Here is a 25,093-nt window from a genome sequence, read left to right on the forward strand (position 1 = left end):
TTTATTTCTTTACAAGAAAGCACGATGTAACAGGGCTTATATAAACGAGGATTATAGATAAAAAGCCTCCACTAAACTGGAGGCTTTTTATGGAAAGCTACTTATTGGCGTACCGGTTAATAATATCCAGTATCACTTTATTTTTTTGCAATTGGGGCAAGTAGTCAAACAATATATAATGTTTCTCAGGGTCGGATGCCAGGGCCAGTTCCAACTGACTAAGTGCCTCGTTATACTCGCCTTTGGCAAACAGGTAGGCTACCATACGGTAATACAGTTCGGCCGCTTCGGGATTGTTTTTTATAGCCTGGGCAATCACCTCAATAGCATCAACCAATCGGGTTTGTTCATACAGGATAGATGAATAATCCAGCCAGGCGTCCACATCAAGCGGGTTAAGTTCCACTACTTTTTCGTAAGCTGCTTCAGCTTCGGGCAAGTGGCCTAATTTATACTCGGCATCGGCAATGGCAAACCAGTAGTCGGCATTGGCAATATCCAGGTCTAAGGCTTTTTTATAGAAATGCAAAGCCTCAAAATAACGCTCTTCAAAATCAAGCGTTACACCTATCCCAAACCAGGCATCGGCCAGCTTATTATCCATCTTTACCGCCTTTTTGTAAAAAGCCCGGGCTTCGTCCATCTGTTCCAGCTTCTCGTAACATTCGCCAATGGCGCAGTAAGTATCGGCATTGGGTTGTTCGTACTCAAAAGTATGACGGTACACGTCAATAGCTTCCTGGTATTTCTCCAGGTTTACCAGCGCATTGCCTTTATTAAAATAAGCCGATGCAAAACTGTCCTTGATCAGGATGGCATAATCATAAGCATCTATCGCTTTTTCAAACAGGCCTAACTTGGTAAACGCATTGCCCAGATTATACCAGGCCGCATAGCTGTACGGTTCGTTATCAATATACTGCTGATAGAACTGCACGCTTTCCTCCTGGTTGTCCATCACATCGTAACAGAAAGCCAGCTCGTATAAAGCATCCTGGTTCTCCATGTTTTGTTCCAAACACAGTTTCAGGTAGGTAATGGCGGTATCATAATCGCCCATGTTTTGATAAACGTAGGCAATGTGCAGTAAAATATCGTCGGTTTCTTCGGCCAGGTCAAGCGCTTTTTCGTAGTTCTCTAAAGCTTCGCTAAACCGCTCCAGGTTCTCAAATAAATTACCACGGATGATATAAATATCGGCATCACTGGCTTCCAGCATCTCAGCCTTTTCAAGGCAGGTTAATGCCTCGGCAATGCGGTTGCTTACTACCAGTAGCTGGGCCTGTTTAATCAGAAAAATGGCGGCAAATGGGTGCTGGTTGCGGGCATATTCTGTTACCTGCAGGGCGCGGGCCGGATCGTTCTTTTCGATATAATAATCAATAATGTTTTCAAACGCCTGCGCGTCAAAAAAATACTGATCATGATTTCGGATCATCTCTTCGTAACGTTCGACAGAGAACTTCGGATCCTCGCTAAAATCAAATTCAAAATCTTCTTCCATGCAACGTTAATTAGATATAAAAACAACAGAAAAGTTTATTTAGAAGTCTTCCCTGTGATTAAATTACTTAAATAAGCTCCATTTGGATGAATAAGTTTTCAACATGTCAACGTTTTTAACAAGTAAAATTGTTAACTAATTGATAATAAATGCAAAGTATTTTAGGATATTGCCGTGCAAACGGTCAGCAATTTGCGGGTAAGATTCTAACTTTGAAAAATTGACCTATGATGAATTTTAATATATCCACCATTTTAGAGCGTTTACATATTAACGCCAAAAACGACGCATTTAGTATAGGCGGCAGCACCTGGGGCAGCAGCGCCGGTGCAACTGTTAAAAAAATAACCTCGCCGGTTGATGGAAAGGTTATTGCCTCTGTAAAAATGGCTACAACAGCCAATTATGAGCAAGCAGTAAACGCCGCACAGCAGGCATTTACAGTATGGCGAACAATGCCTGCACCTAAACGCGGCGAGATCGTTCGCCAGGTAGGCGATGCCTTGCGAAAATATAAAGACGACCTTGGCCGGCTGGTATCCTACGAGATGGGCAAAAGCCTGCAGGAAGGCTGGGGCGAGGTACAGGAGATGATAGATATTTGCGATTTTGCTGTTGGGCAAAGCCGCCAGTTATATGGATTGACTATGCATTCGGAAAGGACACAACACCGCATGTACGAACAGTACCATCCGCTGGGTGTGGTAGGCATTATATCGGCCTTTAATTTCCCGGTAGCAGTGTGGAGCTGGAATGCGGCGCTGGCCTGGGTTTGCGGTAATACCTGCATTTGGAAACCATCGGAAAAAACACCATTAACTGCTATAGCCTGTCAGCATATTGTACAGGAGGTGTTTAAACAGAATAACATACCCGACGGCGTATCGTGCCTGGTAATTGGCGACCGCGAGGTTGGCGAACTGATGGCTAATGATGCCCGTGTACCGTTGGTGTCGGCAACCGGATCGACCCGCATGGGTAAGGCTGTGGCGACTGCAGTGGCGGGCAGGTTAGGTAGAAGCCTGCTGGAACTGGGTGGCAATAACGCGATAATTATTACAGAGGATGCCAACCTGGATATGGCGCTGATAGGGGCAGTGTTTGGCGCGGTGGGTACTGCCGGACAACGGTGTACAACTACCCGCCGGTTGATCATCCACGAAAGTGTGTACGAAAGCTTTAAGCAGAAATTAGTTAAGGCTTACGCCCAGATACGCATAGGAAACCCGCTGGATGAACATAATCACATGGGCCCGCTGATTGATGCAGATGCGGTTAAACTATACCTGGATGCCATTGTCAAATGCAAAAACGAGGGGGGCAAGTTTGTGGTTAAAGGCGGTAAACTGGAAGGTGCGGGATATGAATCTGGCTGTTATGTGAAACCCTGCATTGCCGAGGTAGAGAACAGCTTTGCTATTGTGCAGCACGAAACCTTTGCACCGATATTATACCTCATCAAATACAAAACGCTGGATGAAGCCATTGCGCTGCAAAACGGTGTGCCGCAGGGTTTATCATCGGCTATAATGACCAATAATTTACGCCAGGCCGAACAATTCTTGTCCTATGCAGGTTCAGATTGTGGGATAGCTAATGTGAACATCGGCACATCGGGTGCGGAAATTGGCGGGGCGTTTGGTGGTGAAAAGGAAACAGGTGGCGGCAGGGAATCCGGATCGGACGCCTGGAAAGTTTATATGCGCAGGCAAACCAATACTATAAATTACAGCACTACGTTACCTTTAGCACAGGGTATAAAATTTGACCTGTAAGCATAAAAAACAAATTTCCCCTGATTAGGGTGATAACAGGAATAGGGATATCACCTATTTTTAGATAATTGATTAACTGACTAAAAACGTATAAATGAATTTAATAAAAAGTGTTTTAGCGGGCACTTTTATTGCCGCGCTATCTATAAATATCAGCGTAAAAGCACAGGCAATACCTGTTGTCCTCCCGCCACCAGCACTCAAAAACTGGCATACGATGGACCTGAAAGCTGATGGCTACTATGGTATCAGTCTTAACCGGGCGTACGAGTTTTTGAAAGGCAAAAAAAGCAAAGTTATTGTTGTAGCTACTATTGACAGCGGTATAGATACCTTGCAAAAAGACCTGAAAAGTATACTTTGGACTAATACAAAGGAAATTCCCGGCAACGGTATTGACGACGATCACAATGGTTATATCGACGACATACACGGCTGGAACTTTTTAGGTGGCCCCGGCGGTAAATGCGATTACACCGAGACTACTGAAGAGATACGCGAGTACAACAAACTAAAGGGTAAATATTTAAATGCGGCTACAACAGCAGCAAACACTAAAGAATATGCTTACTGGTTGAAAGTAAAAGCCACGCACGATTCGACCCTGGCAAAATCGACAAATGAATTGCAGCAACTTGCCCCGCTAATGAATGTTTTGGTAGGCACCAGTGGCTATATTAAACGCGAATTGCATTTAAAACCCGGCGATACCTTTAACATGAAGGATCTGGACAAGATCACCAACCCTAATGATACGGTTAAGGAATGCAAGAATGTTTGGGCGTCTTTCTTTCAGGAAGAAGGCCCAACTTCAAACAGCGCCAAGATCATTAAAGATTTGAACGACTATATGACCAAGCTGAACAACGATATTACGCCCGATCTTGACGCGCGCAAACGCATAGTAGGCGATGATCCGGATAATTTCAATGATAAGAAATATGGCAGCAACCAACTAAAGTTTGCCGACGCTATGCACGGTACCATGGTAGCGGGCTTTATAGGCGCTGTGCGGGGCAATGGCTATGGTATTGATGGTGTGGCCGATAACGTGCGTATTATGGCCATTAAAGCTGTGCCTAACGGGGACGAGTATGACAAGGATATTGCCAACGCCATCCGCTACGCGGTAGATAACGGCGCACAGATCATCAACATGAGCTTCGGTAAAAAGATATCACCACATAAAGATTGGGTTGATGCCGCATTTAAATATGCCGCCGCGCACGATGTGCTGCTGGTATCGGCTGCAGGCAATGATAATCAAGATGTAGACGCTAAACCGGATTACCCGAACGATACTTTTGAAGATGGGTCATCCGCAGACGCTGATAACGTAATTAACGTTGGCGCCTCTGGCCCGCGTAAGAATGAGAAGCTGGCTGCCGATTTTAGTAACTACGGCAAAAAGAATGTAGATATCTTCGCGCCGGGCGTAAAGGTAACATCGGTTACCATGGATGATGAAACAAATACAGAGGACGGCACCAGCTTTGCATCGCCAATTACCGCAGGTATTGCTGCGCTAATATTAGCGCACTATCCAAATTTAAGTTCTAAACAAATTAAAGAAGCTATCCTGCAATCGGCACACCCGTTAACGGGCTTAATGGTATTGAAACCCGGTAGTAAAACCGAAAAAGTTGATTTTAGCACCCTGAGCAAAACCGGGGGCATTGTAAATGCGTACGACGCATTGCTTGCAGCCTCGAAAATGAAAGGCGAGCGGAAAGATATTAGCAAAACCAACATTAAATTACCGGCAGAACGATAGGCTGTTATAAAAGCCCCCGGCAAATTTCTACCGGGGCTTTTTTATGCTTGGGGTATAGAGACTGCTTACTAAGGTAAGTGTTTGCGCATAACAAAGTCGTTCATCCAATATGGCCCAATGGCGATATCTTCTTCATACACCGGTTCAAAACCCATTTTCTGGTAAAAGGTCAATGCTTTATTATGGCGGTTTACATTCAAATCCAAAGTGTGTTTACCGGCTTTACGCACCTGTTCAATAACCGCGTTAATTAAAACCTTGCCATAACCTTTGCCCTGGGTTTTGGGCAGGCAGTATAGTTTGTGTAGTTTAAATATTTCGGGGTCTTCTTCTCGTGGCGAATAAGCGGCAAAAGCCACGGGCTCATCATCTTCCAGTAATAATAAAAAGGTTTGCTCGCCTGTTTCCAGCTGCCTGCTTATTTTCTCAGCTGAGTATATTTCAGTCAGCATAAAGGCAATCTGTTCTTTGGCTAATATTGGGCCATAAGTGGGCCACCAGGTTTCTTCGGCAAGGTGCCGGATGGTCTCGGTGTCTGCAACGGTGGCCTTTCGTATAGTATACATTATAAAAAGTTAATGGTCTGATCCTTTAGTGAAAATTTGGGGGGCTTTTTTACGATAATATGCTTTGATCCCCCACATTACAAGCGGGATAATGATAGGCGTACCATAAGCCCAGTTTACACTAATATAGGCAATGCCAAACGATACCATAAATACGATAGCGGCAGTTAAAGATCGCGCCTTGTAATACGATACCAATGCGGGTGGCGGCGGCGAAACACATAAATTATTAGCCGGGTTGGTTATCATGCGCCATAATTGCAAAATGGTTAACCCGCTAAGTAAAATATTAATGGAATAAAATGCGATAGGGGTAATTAGTCCGCTCATCCAATAATCACTGTAAAATGCCGAAGTAAAAGGCATCAGCACAATGGTGAACAAAAAACGCAGGTTAGCCCAAATTAACTTACGGCTATAATTGTGCAGCATACCGAACAACAGGTGGTGGTTTATCCAGTATAAAGCAATTACAACAAAACTTACTACAAAGCCAATAAACTTGGCCAACATTTCGCTGCTCAGCAGTTCAAGCAAAGCCCTATCCGGATGCTGGATAAACTCGGGGTTGTTTCTTCTTAACTCGGCAAGATTAAGCTCCGGTACTTTTATTTCAATAATCAACAAGGTAATTGCAATGGCAAATACAGCATCGCTAAACAACACCAGCCGCTCAATCTGGAACTCCTTCTTCAGATCTTTATCTTCGTGCTTTACAGTTTTCATAACGTAGCGGGAAGATAATATTTATTGTTCGATTTTGGAAAAGTGGCAATTTGTCCAGCAACCCATTTATTCCTATTCTGCCCCTTGGGTATTTGTTTGCGGCCCCTTAAACGCGTTCCATCCCTGTGCTTTCAATTCATGTACCATGCCACTTTTTGTAACCAGGTTGCGGCCGGCTGCGGCCTCGGTAATATGGCCGATGATGCTGATATCGGGGTGGTTTTTGATCTTATCGTAGTCGGCTTGTTTTATAGTGAACAGCAATTCGTAGTCTTCGCCGCCGCTTAAGGCACACACGGTGGGGTCAAGGTTAAAATCGCGTGCCGTATCATAGGTCATCGGGTCAATAGGTATCTTCTCCTCGTATAAATTGCAGCCTTTATTACTTTGGGTGCAGATATGCAGAATTTCTGATGCCAATCCGTCCGATACGTCGATCATAGCAGTTGGCAATACTTCCCAGGCTTTCAGCAATTCAATAATATCCTTTCGGGCCTCAGGTTTTAGCTGGCGCTCTATAATGTAATCCTTGCCTTCCAGGTCGGGTTGTATTTGCGGGTTTTCCAGGTAAACCAGTTTTTCGCGCTCCAGCAATTGCAGGCCGGTGTAGGCCCCGCCTAAATCGCCCGATACGCAGATCAGGTCGCCTTCCTGCGCGGTGTTGCGGTAAACAATATCCTTTTCATCGGCATAACCTAAAACGGTTACGCTGATAATGAGCCCCTGTTTTGATGCAGAGGTATCGCCACCTACCAGATCAACATTATATTTATCGCAGGCCAGGTAAATGCCCTGGTATAATTCCTCAATAGCCTCCAGCGGGAACTTGCTGGATACTGCGATAGAAACTGTTACCTGCGCCGGCGTGCCGTTCATGGCGTACACGTCGCTTAGGTTTACCTGTATGGCTTTGTAGCCCAAATGCTTGAAAGGGGTATAAGCTAAATCGAAGTGGATGCCTTCCAGCAGCATATCGGTGGATACCAATACTTTTTTGCCGCTAAAATCAAGCACGGCGGCGTCATCGCCAACCGATTTTATAGTGCCCTTTTGCTTTATTTCTATATTTTTGGTCAGGTGGTCTATCAGGCCAAACTCGCCTAATTGTTCAATCCCTGTTGTTCCTTTATTATTAAACATATCCATTTGGCAAAAGTACAAAACTTAAGAGGCGTTTTAATTTGGCTGTTATAAAAATCATTGCCCTTGACTTAAAATCCAGGTGTCGCTATAAGATTTTTCTGATGGTTGACTGTAAATAACCGGTGTTCAGCGCTAATATTTATGCGGCCTTAACCTCGTCTATTGGGTGAAGTATCGGCCTATTCCGGTTAAATTTGAGTATCAGGCGGCCTTTTAAACACGCGGTTAGCTTTCAAAGAACTTACTACAATATACTAAATTTCAGGGCGAATAAAAAGCGAATTTTTTGAATAATTTGGAATAAATTACCGGGCTTATCGAATAATAATAAATAAATTTAAGTAATTACTTTTTGTACAGATGCTACAATAAATCAGCTGCTTGTGTTTATATAAAAATATTATTCCTCAATAAATTTCTGGTCTATTTGCTGTAGCCGCTGTTGGAGTTGTCTCCAACAGCTTTGTATGCCGCGGTGAATTAGTTGTTGGTGACAACACCAACAATGGCATCAGTGTCTGTAAAAGATATGCCCGCACGGTAATGCCCAGGAGGAATAGAAATTCAAGATGGTGTAAGCAGCTGTTGGAGTTGCCTCCAATAGCATGCCCGTGGCCCATGGGTTAGTTGTTAGTGACAACAACGGCATGCCAAATAATTACCGTTGACTAAAGTCAACGGTAATATGAATTAATTATTCCTCAATAAACTTCTGGTCTATTTGCTTGGTTGTTTTGGCCCCCAGCTTGCGCAATGTTTCCACACGGCCAATCAGGTTGCCGCTACCTGCAGATAGTTTATTAAAAGCATCCTGGTAAGCATCTTTAGAACGGTCTATGTTATCGCCAATCTTTTTCAGATCGTTAATAAAGCCTACAAACTTATCGTACAGCGCGCCTGCTTTGGTGGCAATATCAATAGCGTTGCGGGTTTGCTGTTCCTGCTTCCAAATAGAGGCTACCGTTTTCAGGGTAGCTAACAGGGTTGAAGGCGTAACCAGCACTACCTTTTTGTTCCAGGCAAAGTCAAAAAGTTCAATATCCTTTTGTATAGCTATGGCAAAGGATGATTCTATCGGCACAAAAAGCAAAACAAAATCGGGCGAGTTAATGCCGTAAAGGTCTTGGTAATTTTTACCACCAAGTCCGTTAATATGGCTTTTAATAGAAATGATATGCTGTTTTAAATGTGTTTCGCGCTCTTCCTCAAGCTCGCAGTTTACCAGGCGTTCGTAAGCCAGTAAGGATACTTTCGAGTCAATAACAATGTGTTTGTTATCCGGTAGGTTAATAATTACATCGGGTTGGAAACGGTTGCCTTCCTCATCAGCCAAATTAAGGCCTTTGCCCTGCTTGGTATAGCTTTCACCTTCCAGCAGACCCGATGCTTCCAGCAGGCGGTCAAGTATCACCTCGCCCCAGTTGCCCTGTTTTTTGGTGTCAGCTTTCAGCGCGCGGGTAAGGTTATTGGCCTCTTCACTTATCTGTTTGTTCAGCTCCATCAGTTTGGAAATTTCCCCCTTCAATACATTTCGCTCGTCCGATTCGGCTTTGTAAACCTTTTCCACTTTCTCTTCAAACTGCTTAATGTTTTCCTTTAACGGGTTTAACAACAGATCGAGATTGGTTTTATTCGTCTCCGTAAACTTTTGCGATTTTTCTTCCAGCAACTTATTAGCCACATTTTCAAACTCCAGCTTAAACTTTTGCTGAATTTCCTGCATGTACAATTCCTGCTCGGCCAACCGTTCGCGCTGGGCTTTAAACGATTCTTCGGCTTTAGCCATCCGGCCCTTCTCAGCTACCAGTTCCTGGTTCAGTTCGCGCAGGTTGGCCTCGTAGCGCAGGCGTTCATCCTGCAGGTGCAAGTCGGTTTTATCCCGTTCAAGCGTTAAGCTCGTAGCGCGCTCTTCGGCACGGGCTACGCTTATTTTAAGCTGGTCGTTCTCGGCCTTTAAACGTAACAACTCATCTGCCGAAAGACTGTCCATTGCTTTCGGCTTTTTTATAAATAGTACTACCGCAATTAGTAAAATAACAATAGCACCCGCCAATATTATCGCATCCATTTTGATAAAAATATTAGCAAATTTAACAAAGAAAGTTGAAAATACCACGCGTGCTATTAATTATAGTAATCGCATTTTTAGCTGATTATACCAGGGGTAATAAGCCGGTTACTGTACGCTAATCATCTTTTGGCTCCCAAAGCTCAATAATGTTCCCTTCCGGGTCAAGTATATGGACAAACTTGCCATAATCATATTCGGCAACCTCGTCAACAATGGTCACGTTTTCCTTTTTTAATTCGTCTAACAGCGCCACAAGGTTTTCTACCCGGTAGTTGATCATGAACGGTTTTACCGACGGATTAAAATATTTGGTATCCTGCGGAAACGCGCACCATGAGGTAGAACCTTTTTTAGATGGATCGTCGGCCTCCAGCCACTCAAAGGTTGTTCCGTATGCGCCAGTAGGCAAGCCGAGGTTTTTGGCGTACCATTCGTTCATGCTTTTGGGATTATCACTTTTAAAAAATACACCGCCAATGCCTGTTACTTTTTTCATAAATTTATATGTTAGGTTGTTTTCAGTTTGTTTTTAAGGATAAGTGCGGCTATTAATGATATTACCACACCAACCGGTACAATTTCGGCATAAATCCCCAGCACTTTATATACCGGGTTATTGAACTGGGCTATTTCGGCCATCTTTTGGTTAATAACTGCCGCGCTTTTTCCCTGGGCCTGCATTTCGTGTTTTAACTGCGCCATGTAGTTCTCTAAAAAGTTGGGGTAAAGGAAGTGTGAACCCACCAGCCATACTATTAAGTATACGGTAGATGCGATGAGGGTGATGAGCAAGCCTATTTTTAAAGCTTTGCCAAAACTGATATGACCGCTGCCGAAGTTATCCCTGTAATTTTTAATGGCTACAAAAATGAGTGAGAAGGCCACAATCATTGAGGTATACCCCAGCAGCAGCCTCATATCCATACTGGTACTTTTAGGTAATACGAGTTCGCTAAATGTGCCCCAAAGTCCGGCTATCAAACCGCTGATGATGCCGCAGGTAATTATTAATTTTTTCATTTTGTTATTGGGTTTAAATTTCAGTCAAAGTTGAGTTATGCAATAGTTTTTCGGGTCATACTTTCGGGTGATTTTAAAAAAAGGCAGTTTATCATACTAAAGAATGATGCGTATCAGGGTATCAGTCCTAAGCGTTTTGCTGTCTCAATAGCCTGTGTACGGCGCTCTACTTCCAGTTTGATAAACAAATTTGAGGCATGCGTTTTTATGGTGTTTAACGATACAAACAACCGCTCCGCAATTTGCTGGTTGCTTAAACCATTGGCCATTAATTGCAAAACCTCCAGTTCGCGGGTGCTTAGGCGCAGGCGGGTTGCTTCGGCCTGGTTTAAAACAAAATCCGTATTTGCAAATACCTCTTTTTCAACTATCACCGTTTTTACTTTGGGGGTAATTAACTTGATAGCCAGCCATATGCCCAGCGCGGTAAAAATAACAGCTATAGCGCTGGCATAAATTTCAAAAGCATGGCCAATAATAATAAAGTGCCATTCCAGCCATTTCAATAACACTAATAACAGCGCAAGCGATACCCCATAAAGTATAATTTGCCTGTTCTTTGTTATTATCCGGAAAGCCATACGTGATTTGGAGTGACAGTAAAACGTGTTATCTTCCAGCAATTTCTATCTATTTTCAGACATTACCAAATCTGTTTTTCCCGATCATTCGCTGGCTTCCATTTTATAAAGTTGTATGCGAAAAACATCAAAATTTACCGGTTATCTGCTAAACCGTGTAAAGGTTATGCTACACAGTATTGGCATTGGTTATCCCTGTGTAAAATACTTTTGCCATTATTAAAATAATAAAACATAATTTGTATTATTGTTATTGAATGTAGAGACGGCGCTAACAGGCTGTCTTTCTTTTTTTACATTAGCAAGTAACAATAAAGGCACAACTATTGATGTTTAATATTAACCCTGATTTAAAGACAACAAAGGATATGTTTAAGAAATTATATATAGTACTGATACTTGGCGCAGCATTGGCATGTAAAGCGGCGCCGCACAAAGTTGTCAGAGTACCCGGATCAAACGATATACAGCCGGATGAGCAGCAGAGCGTAGTTTGTAAAACGGTAACCCAATTAATATCGGGCTATAATTACAAGAAGGTACCGCTGAACGATTCTATCTCTACACTGATCTTTAATAAATACGTTAAATCGCTGGATGAGAACCATAACTATTTGCTGGCATCGGACATTGCCGATTTTCAAAAGTACAAAACCGTGCTGGATGACGACCTGAAAGAAGGTAACCTGAACGACGCCTTCTATATTTTTAACGTTTACCAAAAGCGTTATAACGAGCGTGTAAAATACTCGCTGGCGCAGGTTGATAAAAACTTTGATTTTAATAAAAATGAAACATTTACTTATGATCGGGATAAATTGCCCTGGGCTGCATCGCAAGCCGATATGGATGCTTTATGGACCCAGCGCGTAAAATACGACTTGTTGAACATGAAGCTGGCCAGCCCTGATATGGCAGCTAACCGCACCAAATTGAAAAAACGGTATGAAGACCTGTTAAGCAATTCGAACAAGCTGAATAATCAGGATGTGTTCCAGATTTTTATGGATGCTTTCACCGAAACTATCGACCCGCATACCAACTATTTTAACCCGGCCAACGCAGCCAATTTTAATATCGATATGTCGCGCTCGCTGGAAGGTATTGGTGCTACACTATTAACCGTTAACGATTATGTAACGATTAAAACCATAGTTCCGGGTGGCCCTGCCGATAAAAGCAAGCAGATTGATATTGACGACCGTATAATTGGGGTAGCCCAGGGTAAAGACGGCGAGTTTAGCGATGTTATTGGCTGGCGGATTGAGAATGCCATTGCTTTAATACGTGGCAGCAAAGGCACCATTGTACGCCTGAAGATTTTACCAAAGGGTAAATCGGCAACGGATAAACCTAAGATCGTTGAACTGGTGCGCGAGAAGATCATCCTTAAAGACCAATCGGCACAAAAAGAGATAAAAACCTACAACAGCAATGGTAAGCAGGTTAAAATTGGTATTATATCCGTACCGGCATTTTATGTAGATTTTAACGCCTATAAAGCCGGCGACCCTAACTATAAAAGCACCACCCGCGATGTGCGCCTGATTTTGGACACCCTGAAAAAGGCCAATGTTGACGGTGTAGTGATAGATTTGCGCCAGAATGGTGGCGGATCGTTAATGGAAGCCATTGAATTAACAGGCCTGTTCATTAAAACGGGCCCGGTTGTGCAAGTGCGCGATACACGCGATAAGGTAGAAGTAGATGAAGACGAGGACCCGGCTATAGCCTGGAACGGCCCATTAGCTGTACTGGTTGACCGCTTTAGTGCTTCAGCATCAGAAATATTCTCGGGCGCGATACAGGATTACGGTCGGGGATTGATCATCGGCACACAAACCTATGGCAAGGGTACCGTACAAAATGCTATCGACCTGGATAAGGTGATCAGTCCCGATGTTAAAAACCTATTGTCCAGTTTGATCAGAAAAGGGTCGGGCACACCGGCGAAGGTTGCAACTGGCAGCCAAAGCAATTTTGGTCAATTGAACCTCACTATCGCTAAGTTTTACCGCATTAGCGGCAGCTCAACCCAGCACAAAGGCGTAATGCCCGATGTAACGTTCCCTTCGGTTATCCCAATGGATAAGTATGGTGAGGATACCGAACCATCAGCCTTGCCTTTTGATATGATCAACAAAAGTAATTATACTAAAGTTGGCGATTTTTCAAGCATACTGCCTAAACTGAATAAACAGCACGAGGAACGTATGGCTACAAACCCTAACTATAAGTACCTGCTGGAAGACATTGCGGATTACAAAAAGCGCGATGAGGAAAAAAGCACCACTTTGAACGAAGCTGCTTTGAAAAAAGAGCGCGAAGCCGACGACCAAAAAACGTTTGAACGCACTAATTTAAAACGCATAGCTTTAGGATTACCGCCGCTTAAAAAAGGCGAAACTGCCAAGCAAGCCGACAAAGCCATGCCAAGCGCCAAAAACAAAACTGATCTTGACTTTCTGAAAACAGAGGCCGGCCAAATACTGACCGACTATATTACCTTTGATAATAAATACACACGCGTAATGCACCCGTAATTTATAAAGTCAAGGAGTTAAGGTTCAAGAAACAAGACAGAGATCCCGCTTCGGCGGGATTTTGTTTTAAACTAAAATCATATTCAGGCGTTAACCAATCTCTAACCACCGACTATGAAAAAACCACTGCTTGAATTTACCGACCGGGGGATTTACTGTGACAAGGGGAAATTCTATATCGACCCGTGGAAACCGGTGGATGATGCAGTGATCACCCATGCCCATGCCGACCATGCGTACTGGGGGCATAAGCGCTACCTGGCGCACCATCTATCGCGCGAGGTGTTGTACTACCGCTTGGGCGAAATTAACTTGCAGACCATTGAATATGGCGAAACTATAACAAAGAACGGGGTGGAGGTCACTTTATTCCCAGCGGGGCATGTAATAGGTTCGGCACAGGTTAGGGTGGTTAGTCAGGGAGAGGCTTGGGTAGTATCCGGTGATTATAAAGTAGAAGATGATGGGGTTTGTACTCCTTTCGAGTCTGTGCCCTGCCATCATTTTATATCCGAATGTACTTTTGGCATGCCGGTTTATAAATGGAAACCACAGCTCCAGGTGTTTAATGAAGTAAACAGCTGGTGGCGGCACAATGTTGAACATAACCTGGCGACAGTGATTGTGGGATATTCATTGGGCAAGGCGCAGCGCATATTGCAAAACCTTGATCTGACCATAGGCAAAGTATACACCCACGGCGTAATAGAAAACACTTGCGAGGCATTACGCCGCAACGGGGTTGTGCTGCACCCTACCGAGCGCATTATACCCGAATCGAATAAAGAAGAAGTTCGTAAAGGTATTATCATAGCACCGCCATCATCGGTTGGCACGCCATGGATGCGGAAGTTTCAGCCCTACAGTTTTGGTTATTGCTCGGGTTGGATGGCTATACGCGGCGCTAAACGCCGCCGCGCTGCCGACCGGGGTTTCGTCCTCTCCGACCATGCGGACTGGGATGGCCTCATCAGTGCTATAGATGCCACTGGCTGCGAGAAAGTTTACCTCACCCACGGCTATACCGCCAGCTTTTCGCGCTACCTTAACACTATAGGTTTCGACGCTCACGAGGTGCACACCCTGTATGGTGCAGAAGAGGAAGAACTAATAGAGCAGGCCGGGGATATTACTGCATAAAAAAGGCCTGGTATTAATACCAGGCCTTTTGTTAATGGTTCAGATTTTTATTAGATCCCCGAATCCCTTGCATTCTCAATAATATCCTGTACAGACTGCGGCAAAGCCGATAGCAGGTTGTAACCCGTAGCGTGTTCAATATCGCGCACGGTAACAATATATTTGGTCCAGTCGGAATTAATGCTGTTGATGTTTGGTGTGTTGACTGCAATTACCCGTGTAGTAGCGCTAACACGTGAAATATCGCCGTTACCAACCGGTATAACTACCGCTACTTTCCAAACATACGCGGGTACGGTTATTTTCCCCTCGTTTTTTATGCTGTTATAAACGGTTGTGTTTAATGAACCAACACCGCCGGCACCGTAGCTACCCATAATAATATAAACCTCGTTACCCTGTACGGTTAACTGGCGCAGGTAATTTTCCAGGTTTGCCCAGGTTTGCTGGTTATTTTGCGGCGCTTGCGGTATCATGTTGGTCATCAGAAAGGTTGCGCTGTTGGCAGCTACCGAACTTGTCCTATCGGCCGACGGGCAATTGTGTCCGCGGTCAAATCCCGAACCGGAATAGCTATTGCTTTGTACTGCGAAGAAAGTAGCAGGTAAGCCGCTCCATGCCGCAAAATTATCTAAACGGCTTGTTGCGTTAGTGGTATTACTTGCATCTAAGTGCCAGCTTACCCAGTTGGGTTCTCCGCGGCTTGCACTATACGATTCTACGTAATAACCTGCATCTATCAAATAATTATCGCTGGATGTTAAAGCTGTTACCGCCCCCGAGGGATTGCCAAACAGCAGGTTGCTATTATCACCAGTTGCTGGTGGTGCATCGGGACCAACAACAATTGCCCTGCCGGTAGCAGCTTTTGATGTACCGGTAGTATCAACCGGTGGCGTATCTGGAGTACCGACTACAACACCGGCATCACCTATGCCTTTAAAAGTAATATCATCAAAATTGGTGCGCGAAGTAGTCGCACCTGAAGTGCGGCGTATCTGGAAACGTACCGGGCCGTTAGTAGCTACGTTGAATGAGTCGGTTACAAGTGTAGTACTCGCCTCATTAAATTCCGCTCCCATTTGTGTATAGGTTGCCCCTTTATCACGTGAGATATAAAGTGTCCAGCCGGCAGCCGGGTCAGCGCCGTATTTGCCGTGTTTAATGATCAGCTTAGAAACACCTGAAACGTCAAAGTTCATGGTGATCTTACCGTTACGCAGCCTAACGCTCCATGTGCCGTTTCGTAAGTCGGTAGACAGGTTGCCTATCAGGGCGTCGTCAAAGTTCCACGATCCGGTGCTTAGCTGTACATCGCCGGCAGCATAAGCGCCTTTTGAGCCTTGCTCAAAATTTTCGGTTATGGCATACGCCTTAGGGATAACAAATTTAGCAGTATCGGTATACCTGATAAAGCCATCGTTGCCTTTTTTACAACCAATAGCAAGCACCATAACAGCCGCAACACAAATGAGTAATACTTTTTTCATATTTACGTATAGTAATTTTTCATGCAAAGGTCGGAATTTAAAATTAACTTATTGTTAACAAAATTACGAGCGTTTAATTTGCTCAGAAGTTATCTTCCAGAAGCAAATAAACGGTTTGGTATTTTCGCTGGTTACGATATGGATTGCAGGGCGCTGAATAAGGTGAAGATATAATTACGGTTTAGTAAGCTGAGTTATTTTTTGCATTAATATCGGTTCGCTAATTTTATCAAAATCAGACTCTGTTTTGCAAATTTTACAATTAGGAGGTAATTGTAATAGAGCATGATCTTCAACACCTGGTAATGCTTCCGTTGTGATATTATAATAATCACCGCCACGTTCATAGCGTCGCTCGAACCGCAATATCAGCCCATTCAAATTTTTTGACTGGAAAGCAAATGGATTATTGAGTGCATAGGCCTCACTAACCCAAAGTTCTGTAGTAATTATTTGCTTAGCACCAGGTGCATCAAGATTAGGATGGAACAAATAATTGATACTTACTTTATGGCAGTGAAATCCGTTTATCACAATATCTTCCGGATGATAAATTGTATCTATTTTTATCATAACGCAATTATGTAATAAATGAGCGGTATCAACGCGGAACATATCGGAACCAAGGTAGTTTGGTATACTTGATAACATGGCGACACTGTTGGTACCATCAGTTGCAAAATCATAAATATTACTACTATTTTCAGGCTTAAGAAGCGAAGTAATCCCATCAACAAGAAAGCCCTTATCGCTTATACTTAAAGTGGCAAAAGATATTCCATCGCTTGTTGTATATCTAAACTGTCCTATTTTTCCTTGCGCCAAAGCACACATTACACCGGTAAAACATATTAAGATTGCTAAAATTATTTTCATGATGTGGCGTTTAAAAAATCATAATCTTCGTAATATTTAAGTGGCTCGATCCGCATTAATTCTACGGGTACAAACGGGCTTTGCAAATCAATTTCATAGCCTTTTAGCCATGCGAGCTTACAATATCCGGCAGTATCTGTAGAAAAAAACTTGCTTATCAAAGGGTCAATGTTCCTTTTTTTACGAGCGGCCAATAAATCATTCAGACCTTGTGTTATTTTGTCTTTATCATTTTGCAGAAACCCTTTAAAATAGTCTTTTAACCCAGCCAATGGCGCAAATCGAGGAAGCTTTAAAAATCGTTCTATCCGGCCTATGTTTAAATCCAGCTCATCAAAATTGTTTAAAAGAATATTTTGAGCGGCATTACATATCTGGTAACCCATATCCGTTTCATTAATAACTTTATTTCTTAAATGGCATACACGATTTATAATTGCAGAATTATCAGATAGAAAGGCATTAGCCAAGTCATATATACCGGTATCCATAAATCGCCGATCATAAGTTATGGTCATAAATTCCCTTATGCGTGCTGCCTTATAAAAGCACGATCTTGCTTTGGCAAAATCGTGCTCAATGTACATGGCATACAAAGCATATACTACATTGTCACCTTCGAAAAAGGGGATAATGTAATAAGGGTCTTCATTATTTGACAGTTTATTTAAACCAATACGTTCGTTATTTATTCTATTGGCATAACTGATTTTCAAATGTTCAAGCTTATCCATTAATATTTATCCAATTTAAGAACAACAATTTCACCTGAAGATTTATCCACTGCAGTTACTGTTTTAGTAATTTTCGAATAATTTTGTCGTAACGTGTTTCCTAAAGTACTAACACTCGTATTGTTTTCCATACTGGTAATCGTTTGCTCAATCCAATCATCACTCATTTGCGATTTTAACCCCGTTGCATTATTTGCTGCATTCAATTTAATACTCCCTGCCGTATTCATTTGCTTTGCTTCGTTAATAATAATATCGGTTGGGTTAGCAGGGTCTCCTTTAATATAAACGCCATCAAAGCCATTATTGCTGCCAAATTTAGCATCGTATTTTACATAACCGTCTTTCTCCAATAATTTATGAGCTAATTGTTCGGTTTTTTCACCAGTGGGATCACCTAACCTTATATCTTCCACCATGTTTTTTAGAGTTGTTTCAGATGGGAGTACCCTTATGCCATATTTATCAATCAAGGTACGGCTTAGGTTGGTAAGTGTAGCGCTTGCAGGTTTTATATAGGCTGTTGCTTTTAAAGCCGCATAATCAAAGGCCTCTACAGCAACCTTTATAAAACGTACATCTTTGCCAACTATAACTACTTTAATACCATATTTAACAGCTTTTTCAGTTATCGGCACTGTTAAAGCTGTACCCGCCCGTACCCATTTGCCGCCTATTACTATCCAGCTTTCAAAAGGGATAGCTGCCGCCACGCTTATGGCGCAATTAATTTTATCTCCCTCAATATAGTAAATACCTCCATTTACAAGGCTTGTTACGGTACCAAATGCCGGTACCAGCCCAACTACATCCAAACCTAAATGCACGCCATTATGAATAACATCCCAGGTTGCCACAGCCCAAATATGTGCCTCGCCCCAAGTGGGATTAATTACGCGTAGTGTAGCAGCCTCTATACCGACTGCGTGGCCCAACGTCAACGTCAGAAATATAGGGTTGCCCGGATAATTAATCTGGTCAAAGTTCTCCTCATTAAGATTGTAAACTATGTCCGGATTGTTTTCAAAAAAGTCTTCGATATCGCCAAAACGATAGGTTATATTAGTTTCCAGGTCGGTGTAATAATCATTATCTTGTGGTTCTTGGTCAGATAAGGTTGTCGGCAAAACCAACGGATAATATTCCCAATGCCCGCCAGGCACAGTACAATCGATAGGGCCGCTGCCATCGTCTAAGCCGTCACCGCTAAGAGAATTACCGCCGCCGTCATTTTGATTTATAACACAGCCATTAGCCGGGTCAATAATCCAAACTGAAACCCAGTTAGCGCCCCCTCCGGCGGGGTTGCTTCCTGTAGGATATAATGATTCCGGCCCTATACTGTAATTTCCATTGCTATCTTTATTCCAAAAATAGCCGTTCAGATCTACAGTAGCATTTGTATTGTCATACAAATCATTACCGTTATAAACGCATCCTGTTTTCGCTACTTCTCCGTCTGCTCCTGCCGATCCCCCATTAATTAAATCATTTTGATCAACCCAGGCCCCTCCATTAAGCCAGCACCAAAACCTTGCTAACAGCTCATCTACACCTTGCGTTTTTAAATTCAGAGAAGAATTGTTTTTTAAAGGCTTAGCAAATACCCCCTGCAATTTTCCAGCAGTATAATTTAACATGCGTAATGTTTTATCTTGAAAACTATAGGATGCTATTTTTCCCGTAAATAGTTTTTCGTTAGGCTTTTCTTTTAGCCATTTATAAGCAAAAACCTGTAATAGACCATTGCTTTTAGAAAAAAACAGGGCTGAATTGGTACCTAATGGTATTTTAATAATATGCTGCTGATTAATTATAGCTTGTTCTGCTTGGTTTAAAAACACAGGCCCGGGCTTAAAAGCCTGGTTTTTGGCAAACCATCCATTAATTTCATCAGCAGTTACTTTTTGTTCACTTATGCCCTGCAAACTGTCGGCGTATGATATTGGAGCAGGAGTATTTCCTACACGGATTTTTTCTTTAATGCAAGAGGTTACACTGATTGTTAAAAATGTAACAATAAAAATAAGGATTTGCTTTTTACAGCGTTTCAGGATAGGATGATTCATTGTGTATAAGGTTATGTTTATGCCTTATACGGGTATGAAATTATAATGTTATATTATTTATTTATTTTTTAATAAGTAATATGAAGAGCATAATCCCCTTTCCCCACACCCTGAAACTTTATTAACATTTACCCTTTACAGGTATTTATATTTTCCTTACATTTGCGGGCTAAATATTGCTCATTGAAATCACTGAGGACATATGCCATTCCATTTACCGGCTTAAAGCTGGGGAAACACGAGTTTGACTATGTGATCACCGATGCTTTTTTTGATGAGTTTGAATACTCGCTGGTAAAAAAGGCAAACCTGCAGTGTAAGGTGGAGTTGGAAAAACAGGAAACAATGCTGATCCTGAACTTCCATATCACCGGGGATATACAGCTGACCTGCGATAAGTGCCTGGCCGATTATCCGCAGCAGGTGGATATTAAAGAGCAGCAGATCGCTAAGTTTAGCGACGAGCCTGTTGATGAGGATGAGGAAGTTATTGCCCTGACAAAAAATGATCACGAGATCAATATTGCAGGGTTAATATATGAATATATAAACGTCGCAGCGCCATTTATAGCTACCTGCGGCAACGAGGGGAATACCCCTTACTGTGATAAGGATATGCTTGATCGTTTAACTAAACTATCGGCAGGTGATGAACAACCCGAGCAGCAGATAGACCCGCGTTGGGATGCGCTCAAAAACATTAAATAAGAATATAATAACAAGAAATTATGCCACATCCAAAAAGGAAATTTTCGAAATCGAGGACCGCTAAACGCCGTACACACTACAAAGCTGAAGCGCCTTCATTAACAACTTGTGCAACTACTGGCGCGGTACATTTACCTCACAGAGCTTATACTGTTGACGGAAACGTATACTACAACGGTAAATTACTTATCGAGAAAGCTGCCGTAGCCTAAGTTTAATTTTCTGTAAATGAAGATTGGCTTAGATATTATGGGCGGCGATTACGCTCCCAAAGCAACTGTTTTAGGGGCTATTGCAGCCTGTAAAACACTGGCTGAAGGTCAAAAACTTGTGCTGATAGGCGACCAGCAGGTGGCCCTGGGCATTCTTCAGGAAAATAATTTTAGTGCCGATAACTTCGAGTTTGTAAACACAACCGAAGTAATAGGTATGGGCGAACACCCTACCAAGGCCATTGTACAAAAACCCGATTCAAGCATTAGCGTTGGCTTCCAGCTTTTAAAAGATGGCAAGATCGACGCTTTTTCGTCTGCAGGTAATACCGGTGCTATGCTGGTAGGTTCCATGTTCAGCGTAAAAACCATTCCGGGCGTACAGCGTCCCGCCATGACTACCATTGTACCCAAACTGAAAGGCGGTTTGGGTATTTTGTTAGATGTAGGCGCCAATGCCGATTGTAAGCCCGAAGTGCTGGTGCAGTTTGGCGTGCTGGGCAGTTTGTTTGCGCAAAACGTTTATGGCATTGAAAACCCCAGGGTTGCGCTAATGAACATTGGCGAAGAAGAAGAAAAAGGCAATATCCTTTGCCAGGCCACCTATCCTTTAATGAAAGAAAGCCCGCTGTTTAACTTTGTTGGCAATGTGGAAGGGCGCGACCTGTTTAGCGAAGGTACCGATGTTTATGTGTGCGATGGCTTTACCGGGAACGTGATATTAAAAATGGCCGAATCTTTTTATGTGATTACCCTTAAAAAAGGGTTAAAAGACGAATTTTTTGACCGGTTTAACTACGAACAATACGGCGGTAGCCCAATTTTGGGGGTAAACGCACCGGTAGTGGTAGGGCACGGTATATCAAGCCCCGAGGCTATAAAAAATATGGTGCTGCTATCGCGCGATATGGTAGTGAGCGGTTTGGTTGATAAAGTAAAACAGGCTTTTCAGTAAATTATATATTAAATGAGTAAAATTCATGCCGCTATAACTGCGGTGCACGGCTACGCCCCAGAGTATGTGCTTACTAATCAGGAGCTGGAAACCATGGTGGATACCAACGATGAATGGATCACCAGTCGTACAGGTATAAAAGAACGCCGCATATTAAAAGGCGAAGGCCTGGCAACTTCAGATATGGCCGTTCCGGCTGTTGAAGGTTTGCTAAAAAAACGCGGCATTACTGCCGACGAAATAGATCTGATCATTTTCTGCACTACCACTCCCGATCTGGTTTTCCCAGCTACGGCAAATATATTGGCCCATAAAATTGGCGCCAAAAACGCCTGGGGGTATGATCTGCAGGCGGCCTGTTCAGGCTTTCTTTTCGGCTTAGCTACCGGTGCACAGTTTATTGAAAGCGGAAAACATACTAAAGTACTGGTTATAGGCGGCGATAAAATGTCGTCGATTGTTAACTACGAAGACCGGGCCACCTGTATTATTTTTGGCGATGCCTGCGGCGCCGCTCTGCTTGAACCCAATACCGATGGTTATGGTATTCTGGATTCTATCCTGAAAAGTGATGGCTCCGGTTCACAATACCTGTATCAAAAAGCAGGTGGGTCAAAATTACCTGCATCGCACGCTACGGTTGATGCTAAAGAGCACTTTGCTTACCAGGAAGGCCAGGCCGTATTTAAATTTGCGGTTACCAATATGGCAGATGTAGCTGCCGAAGTGATGGAGAAAAACAGCCTTACGGCAGATGACATAGCATGGCTGGTACCTCACCAGGCTAATAAACGTATTATTGATGCCACAGCTAACCGCACAGGGGTAACCGGCGATAAGGTGATCATTAATATAGAGCGTTACGGTAATACAACTAACGGCACCATCCCTTTGTGTTTATGGGAATGGGAAGATAAATTTAAAAAGGGCGACAATATTATTTTAGCTGCTTTTGGCGGCGGATTTACCTGGGGCTCTATTTATTTAAAATGGGCATATTAAACAATGTGCAGGTATGCGAATGTGCAGATATGCAAATTATCTCATCATAAGCTTATTAGCCTGAACATTATTAATAAAGCATTGTTATTTAATTATTAATAGATAAACATCTGCATATTTGCACATAAGCACATTTGCATATTTAACAAACATCTGCATATTTGTATCCCGATAGTTTCGGGACAACAATTGCATATTAACCTAATACACTGTTATTCCTAAAAACCATTACATCAAACTATGGATATTAAGCAAATACAGGACCTTATACGTTTCGTTTCAAAATCAGGCGTAAACGAAGTTTCTATTGAACAGGAAAATTTCAAGATCACAATAAAAACCAACCAGGAGCCAACTTATGTAACCGCTACATTACCTGCGGCCGCACCAGCACCACAAGTTATGGCTGCCGCGCCGGCCGCAAGCACTGCTGCTGAAGCACCAGCCGCGGCTGCACCTGCTGCCGACACGTCGAAATACATTACGGTAAAATCACCAATGATCGGCACATTCTACCGTTCGGCAAGTCCAGAGAAACCATTTTTTGTTAACGTAGGCGACGAGATAAGCACCGGCAGTGTGTTGTGCATTATCGAGGCTATGAAACTGTTTAATGAAATAGAATCAGAAGTATCGGGCCGTATTGTAAAAGTATTGGTTGATAACGCTTCGCCGGTTGAATATGACCAACCGTTGTTTTTAGTAGAGCCTATTTAATTGATTTCACAGATTTTTGGTGAGATTACACCAATCTGTGACGTTATTAATTAATTTTTGAAAAGCATCGGTGAAATCATAAAACACCGGTGAAATCCAAAAGAACATGTTTAAAAAAATATTAATAGCTAATCGTGGTGAAATAGCCTTACGCATCATTCGTACTTGTAAGGAGATGGGTATTAAAACGGTGGCTGTATATTCCACTGCCGACCGCGACAGCCTGCACGTGCGCTTTGCCGACGAGGCTGTTTGTATTGGCCCGCCTGCCAGCCGCGATTCCTACCTGAATATCCCCAATATCATATCCGCAGCCGAGCTGACCAACGCCGATGCCATACATCCGGGTTATGGGTTCTTGTCTGAAAACGCTAAGTTTTCGGCCATTTGCGCGGAATATAAAATTAAGTTTATTGGCGCAACCACCGATCAGATCAACGCCATGGGCGATAAGGCTTCGGCTAAGGCTACCATGAAGAAAGCCGGTGTGCCATGCATCCCGGGGTCTGAAGGTTTGTTAGAAAGCGTTAAGCAGGGTATAGATATCGCTAAGAAAATAGGTTACCCTGTTATATTAAAAGCAACTGCCGGTGGTGGTGGCCGTGGTATGCGCATTGTGTGGAAGGACGAAGAGTTTGAAGCGGCCTGGGATTCAGCCCGTGCAGAATCGGGCGCTGCCTTTGGCAACGATGGTATGTACCTGGAGAAATACGTACAGGACCCGCGCCATATTGAGATACAGGTAGTAGGCGACCAATACGGCAAAGTTTGCCATCTGAGCGAACGTGATTGTTCTATCCAGCGCCGTCACCAGAAGCTGGTGGAAGAAGCGCCATCGCCATTTATGACCGAGAAACTACGCAAGCGTATGGGCGAAGCTGCCATTAAAGGCGCTAAAGCTGTGAAATACGAAGGCGCAGGTACTATAGAATTTTTGGTTGATAAAGACCGCAACTTCTACTTCATGGAAATGAATACCCGTATCCAGGTAGAGCACCCGGTTACGGAAGAAGTGATCAACTTCGACCTGATCAAAGAACAGATTAAGGTGGCTTCGGGCGTACCTATCTCGGGCAAAAACTACGAGCCGCAAATGCACGCTATAGAATGCCGTATAAACGCAGAGGACCCGAATAATAACTTCCGCCCTTCGCCAGGTAAAATTACCAATTTCCATTCGCCGGGTGGCCATGGTGTACGTGTAGATACGCATGTGTACAGCGGGTATGTTATCCCACCGAATTATGATAGTATGATAGCCAAGGTGATATGTGTTGCCCAAACCCGTGAAGAGGCGTTGAGTACCATGTCGCGCGCGCTGAGCGAGTTTGTAATTGAGGGGGTAAAAACTACCATACCTTTCCACCTGAAATTGTTACAGGATCCTAACTTCCGTGCAGGTAACTTTACTACCAAATTCATGGACACATTTGAATACAGCGAATAGCAAAACCTTTATAAGCAAATAATACGTAGATACCCCTAAA

Annotated in this window: 22 protein-coding genes; 10 read left to right on the plus strand and 12 right to left on the minus strand. The window is 43.2% G+C overall.

The window, feature by feature from the left end; all coding sequences use genetic code 11:
• Positions 1–97: 97 nt before the first annotated feature.
• Complete coding sequence (locus tag IRJ18_RS18180) at positions 98–1,504, minus strand: tetratricopeptide repeat protein (RefSeq protein ID WP_194107716.1); 1,407 nt, start codon at positions 1,502–1,504, stop codon at positions 98–100.
• A 230-nt stretch (positions 1,505–1,734) separates the two neighbouring features.
• Here IRJ18_RS18180 and amaB point away from each other — a divergent pair, with 230 nt between their 5' ends.
• Positions 1,735–3,279: an L-piperidine-6-carboxylate dehydrogenase gene (gene amaB / locus IRJ18_RS18185; protein WP_194108277.1), complete on the plus strand. Its 1,545-nt coding sequence runs from the start codon at positions 1,735–1,737 to the stop codon at positions 3,277–3,279.
• 94 nt (positions 3,280–3,373) lie between these two features.
• Positions 3,374–5,053: a S8 family serine peptidase gene (locus IRJ18_RS18190; RefSeq protein ID WP_194107717.1), complete on the plus strand. Its 1,680-nt coding sequence runs from the start codon at positions 3,374–3,376 to the stop codon at positions 5,051–5,053.
• 68 nt (positions 5,054–5,121) lie between these two features.
• Here IRJ18_RS18190 and IRJ18_RS18195 read toward each other — a convergent pair whose 3' ends face one another.
• The 7 genes from IRJ18_RS18195 to IRJ18_RS18225 all read right to left on the minus strand — a co-directional run bounded on the left by IRJ18_RS18195 (position 5,122) and on the right by IRJ18_RS18225 (position 11,160).
• On the minus strand, positions 5,122–5,619 hold the full coding sequence (locus IRJ18_RS18195) for a GNAT family N-acetyltransferase (RefSeq protein WP_194107718.1): 498 nt from the start codon (positions 5,617–5,619) through the stop codon (positions 5,122–5,124).
• Positions 5,620–5,628: 9 nt separating this feature from the next.
• Entirely contained in the window at positions 5,629–6,345 is a 717-nt protein-coding gene (locus IRJ18_RS18200) for a TMEM175 family protein (RefSeq protein WP_194107719.1), read from the minus strand.
• Between the two features lie 72 nt (positions 6,346–6,417).
• Positions 6,418–7,485, minus strand: coding sequence for a thiamine-phosphate kinase (thiL, locus tag IRJ18_RS18205; RefSeq protein WP_194108278.1), 1,068 nt, complete (start codon positions 7,483–7,485; stop codon positions 6,418–6,420).
• A gap of 697 nt (positions 7,486–8,182) precedes the next feature.
• On the minus strand, positions 8,183–9,556 hold the full coding sequence (gene rmuC / locus IRJ18_RS18210; RefSeq protein ID WP_194107720.1) for a DNA recombination protein RmuC: 1,374 nt from the start codon (positions 9,554–9,556) through the stop codon (positions 8,183–8,185).
• A 118-nt stretch (positions 9,557–9,674) separates the two neighbouring features.
• Complete coding sequence (locus IRJ18_RS18215) at positions 9,675–10,055, minus strand: VOC family protein (RefSeq protein ID WP_194107721.1); 381 nt, start codon at positions 10,053–10,055, stop codon at positions 9,675–9,677.
• Positions 10,056–10,066: 11 nt separating this feature from the next.
• Positions 10,067–10,579: a DUF4199 domain-containing protein gene (locus tag IRJ18_RS18220; RefSeq protein WP_194107722.1), complete on the minus strand. Its 513-nt coding sequence runs from the start codon at positions 10,577–10,579 to the stop codon at positions 10,067–10,069.
• A 113-nt stretch (positions 10,580–10,692) separates the two neighbouring features.
• Positions 10,693–11,160: a response regulator transcription factor gene (locus tag IRJ18_RS18225; protein ID WP_194107723.1), complete on the minus strand. Its 468-nt coding sequence runs from the start codon at positions 11,158–11,160 to the stop codon at positions 10,693–10,695.
• Positions 11,161–11,528: 368 nt separating this feature from the next.
• Here IRJ18_RS18225 and IRJ18_RS18230 point away from each other — a divergent pair, with 368 nt between their 5' ends.
• Together IRJ18_RS18230 and IRJ18_RS18235 are read left to right on the plus strand one after the other, a co-directional pair.
• Positions 11,529–13,703, plus strand: coding sequence for a carboxy terminal-processing peptidase (locus IRJ18_RS18230; RefSeq protein WP_194107724.1), 2,175 nt, complete (start codon positions 11,529–11,531; stop codon positions 13,701–13,703).
• A 114-nt stretch (positions 13,704–13,817) separates the two neighbouring features.
• Positions 13,818–14,843: a ligase-associated DNA damage response exonuclease gene (locus IRJ18_RS18235; protein WP_194107725.1), complete on the plus strand. Its 1,026-nt coding sequence runs from the start codon at positions 13,818–13,820 to the stop codon at positions 14,841–14,843.
• Positions 14,844–14,893: 50 nt separating this feature from the next.
• Here the strand turns inward: IRJ18_RS18235 and IRJ18_RS18240 are convergent, their stop codons facing one another.
• The 4 genes from IRJ18_RS18240 to IRJ18_RS18255 form a co-directional block, all read right to left on the minus strand.
• Positions 14,894–16,333: a DNA/RNA non-specific endonuclease gene (locus IRJ18_RS18240; RefSeq protein ID WP_194107726.1), complete on the minus strand. Its 1,440-nt coding sequence runs from the start codon at positions 16,331–16,333 to the stop codon at positions 14,894–14,896.
• 174 nt (positions 16,334–16,507) lie between these two features.
• On the minus strand, positions 16,508–17,209 hold the full coding sequence (locus IRJ18_RS18245; RefSeq protein WP_194107727.1) for a hypothetical protein: 702 nt from the start codon (positions 17,207–17,209) through the stop codon (positions 16,508–16,510).
• Entirely contained in the window at positions 17,206–17,943 is a 738-nt protein-coding gene (locus IRJ18_RS18250) for an Imm49 family immunity protein (RefSeq protein ID WP_194107728.1), read from the minus strand. Before IRJ18_RS18250 ends, IRJ18_RS18245 begins: the two co-directional genes overlap by 4 nt.
• Positions 17,943–20,012, minus strand: coding sequence for a hypothetical protein (locus IRJ18_RS18255; RefSeq protein ID WP_194107729.1), 2,070 nt, complete (start codon positions 20,010–20,012; stop codon positions 17,943–17,945). Before IRJ18_RS18255 ends, IRJ18_RS18250 begins: the two co-directional genes overlap by 1 nt.
• Before the next feature lie 183 nt (positions 20,013–20,195).
• On the opposite strand from IRJ18_RS18255, the gene IRJ18_RS18260 reads away from it, so the two are divergent.
• From IRJ18_RS18260 to accC, 6 genes are all read left to right on the plus strand, one after another.
• Entirely contained in the window at positions 20,196–20,720 is a 525-nt protein-coding gene (locus tag IRJ18_RS18260) for a YceD family protein (RefSeq protein WP_194107730.1), read from the plus strand.
• Positions 20,721–20,740: 20 nt separating this feature from the next.
• Positions 20,741–20,932 carry a 50S ribosomal protein L32 gene (gene rpmF, locus IRJ18_RS18265; protein ID WP_194107731.1) on the plus strand — a complete coding sequence of 64 codons (192 nt, stop codon included), beginning with the start codon at positions 20,741–20,743 and terminating at the stop codon, positions 20,930–20,932.
• A 16-nt stretch (positions 20,933–20,948) separates the two neighbouring features.
• On the plus strand, positions 20,949–21,887 hold the full coding sequence (plsX, locus tag IRJ18_RS18270; protein WP_194107732.1) for a phosphate acyltransferase PlsX: 939 nt from the start codon (positions 20,949–20,951) through the stop codon (positions 21,885–21,887).
• A gap of 12 nt (positions 21,888–21,899) precedes the next feature.
• Complete coding sequence (locus tag IRJ18_RS18275) at positions 21,900–22,889, plus strand: beta-ketoacyl-ACP synthase III (RefSeq protein ID WP_194107733.1); 990 nt, start codon at positions 21,900–21,902, stop codon at positions 22,887–22,889.
• A 240-nt stretch (positions 22,890–23,129) separates the two neighbouring features.
• On the plus strand, positions 23,130–23,606 hold the full coding sequence (accB, locus tag IRJ18_RS18280) for an acetyl-CoA carboxylase biotin carboxyl carrier protein (protein ID WP_194107734.1): 477 nt from the start codon (positions 23,130–23,132) through the stop codon (positions 23,604–23,606).
• Between the two features lie 106 nt (positions 23,607–23,712).
• A complete protein-coding gene (gene accC, locus IRJ18_RS18285) occupies positions 23,713–25,053 on the plus strand; it encodes an acetyl-CoA carboxylase biotin carboxylase subunit (protein ID WP_194107735.1) in 1,341 nt (446 codons plus the stop codon).
• Positions 25,054–25,093 lie beyond the last annotated feature (40 nt).

The organism is Mucilaginibacter boryungensis (assembly GCF_015221995.1).
GTDB lineage: Bacteria > Bacteroidota > Bacteroidia > Sphingobacteriales > Sphingobacteriaceae > Mucilaginibacter > Mucilaginibacter boryungensis.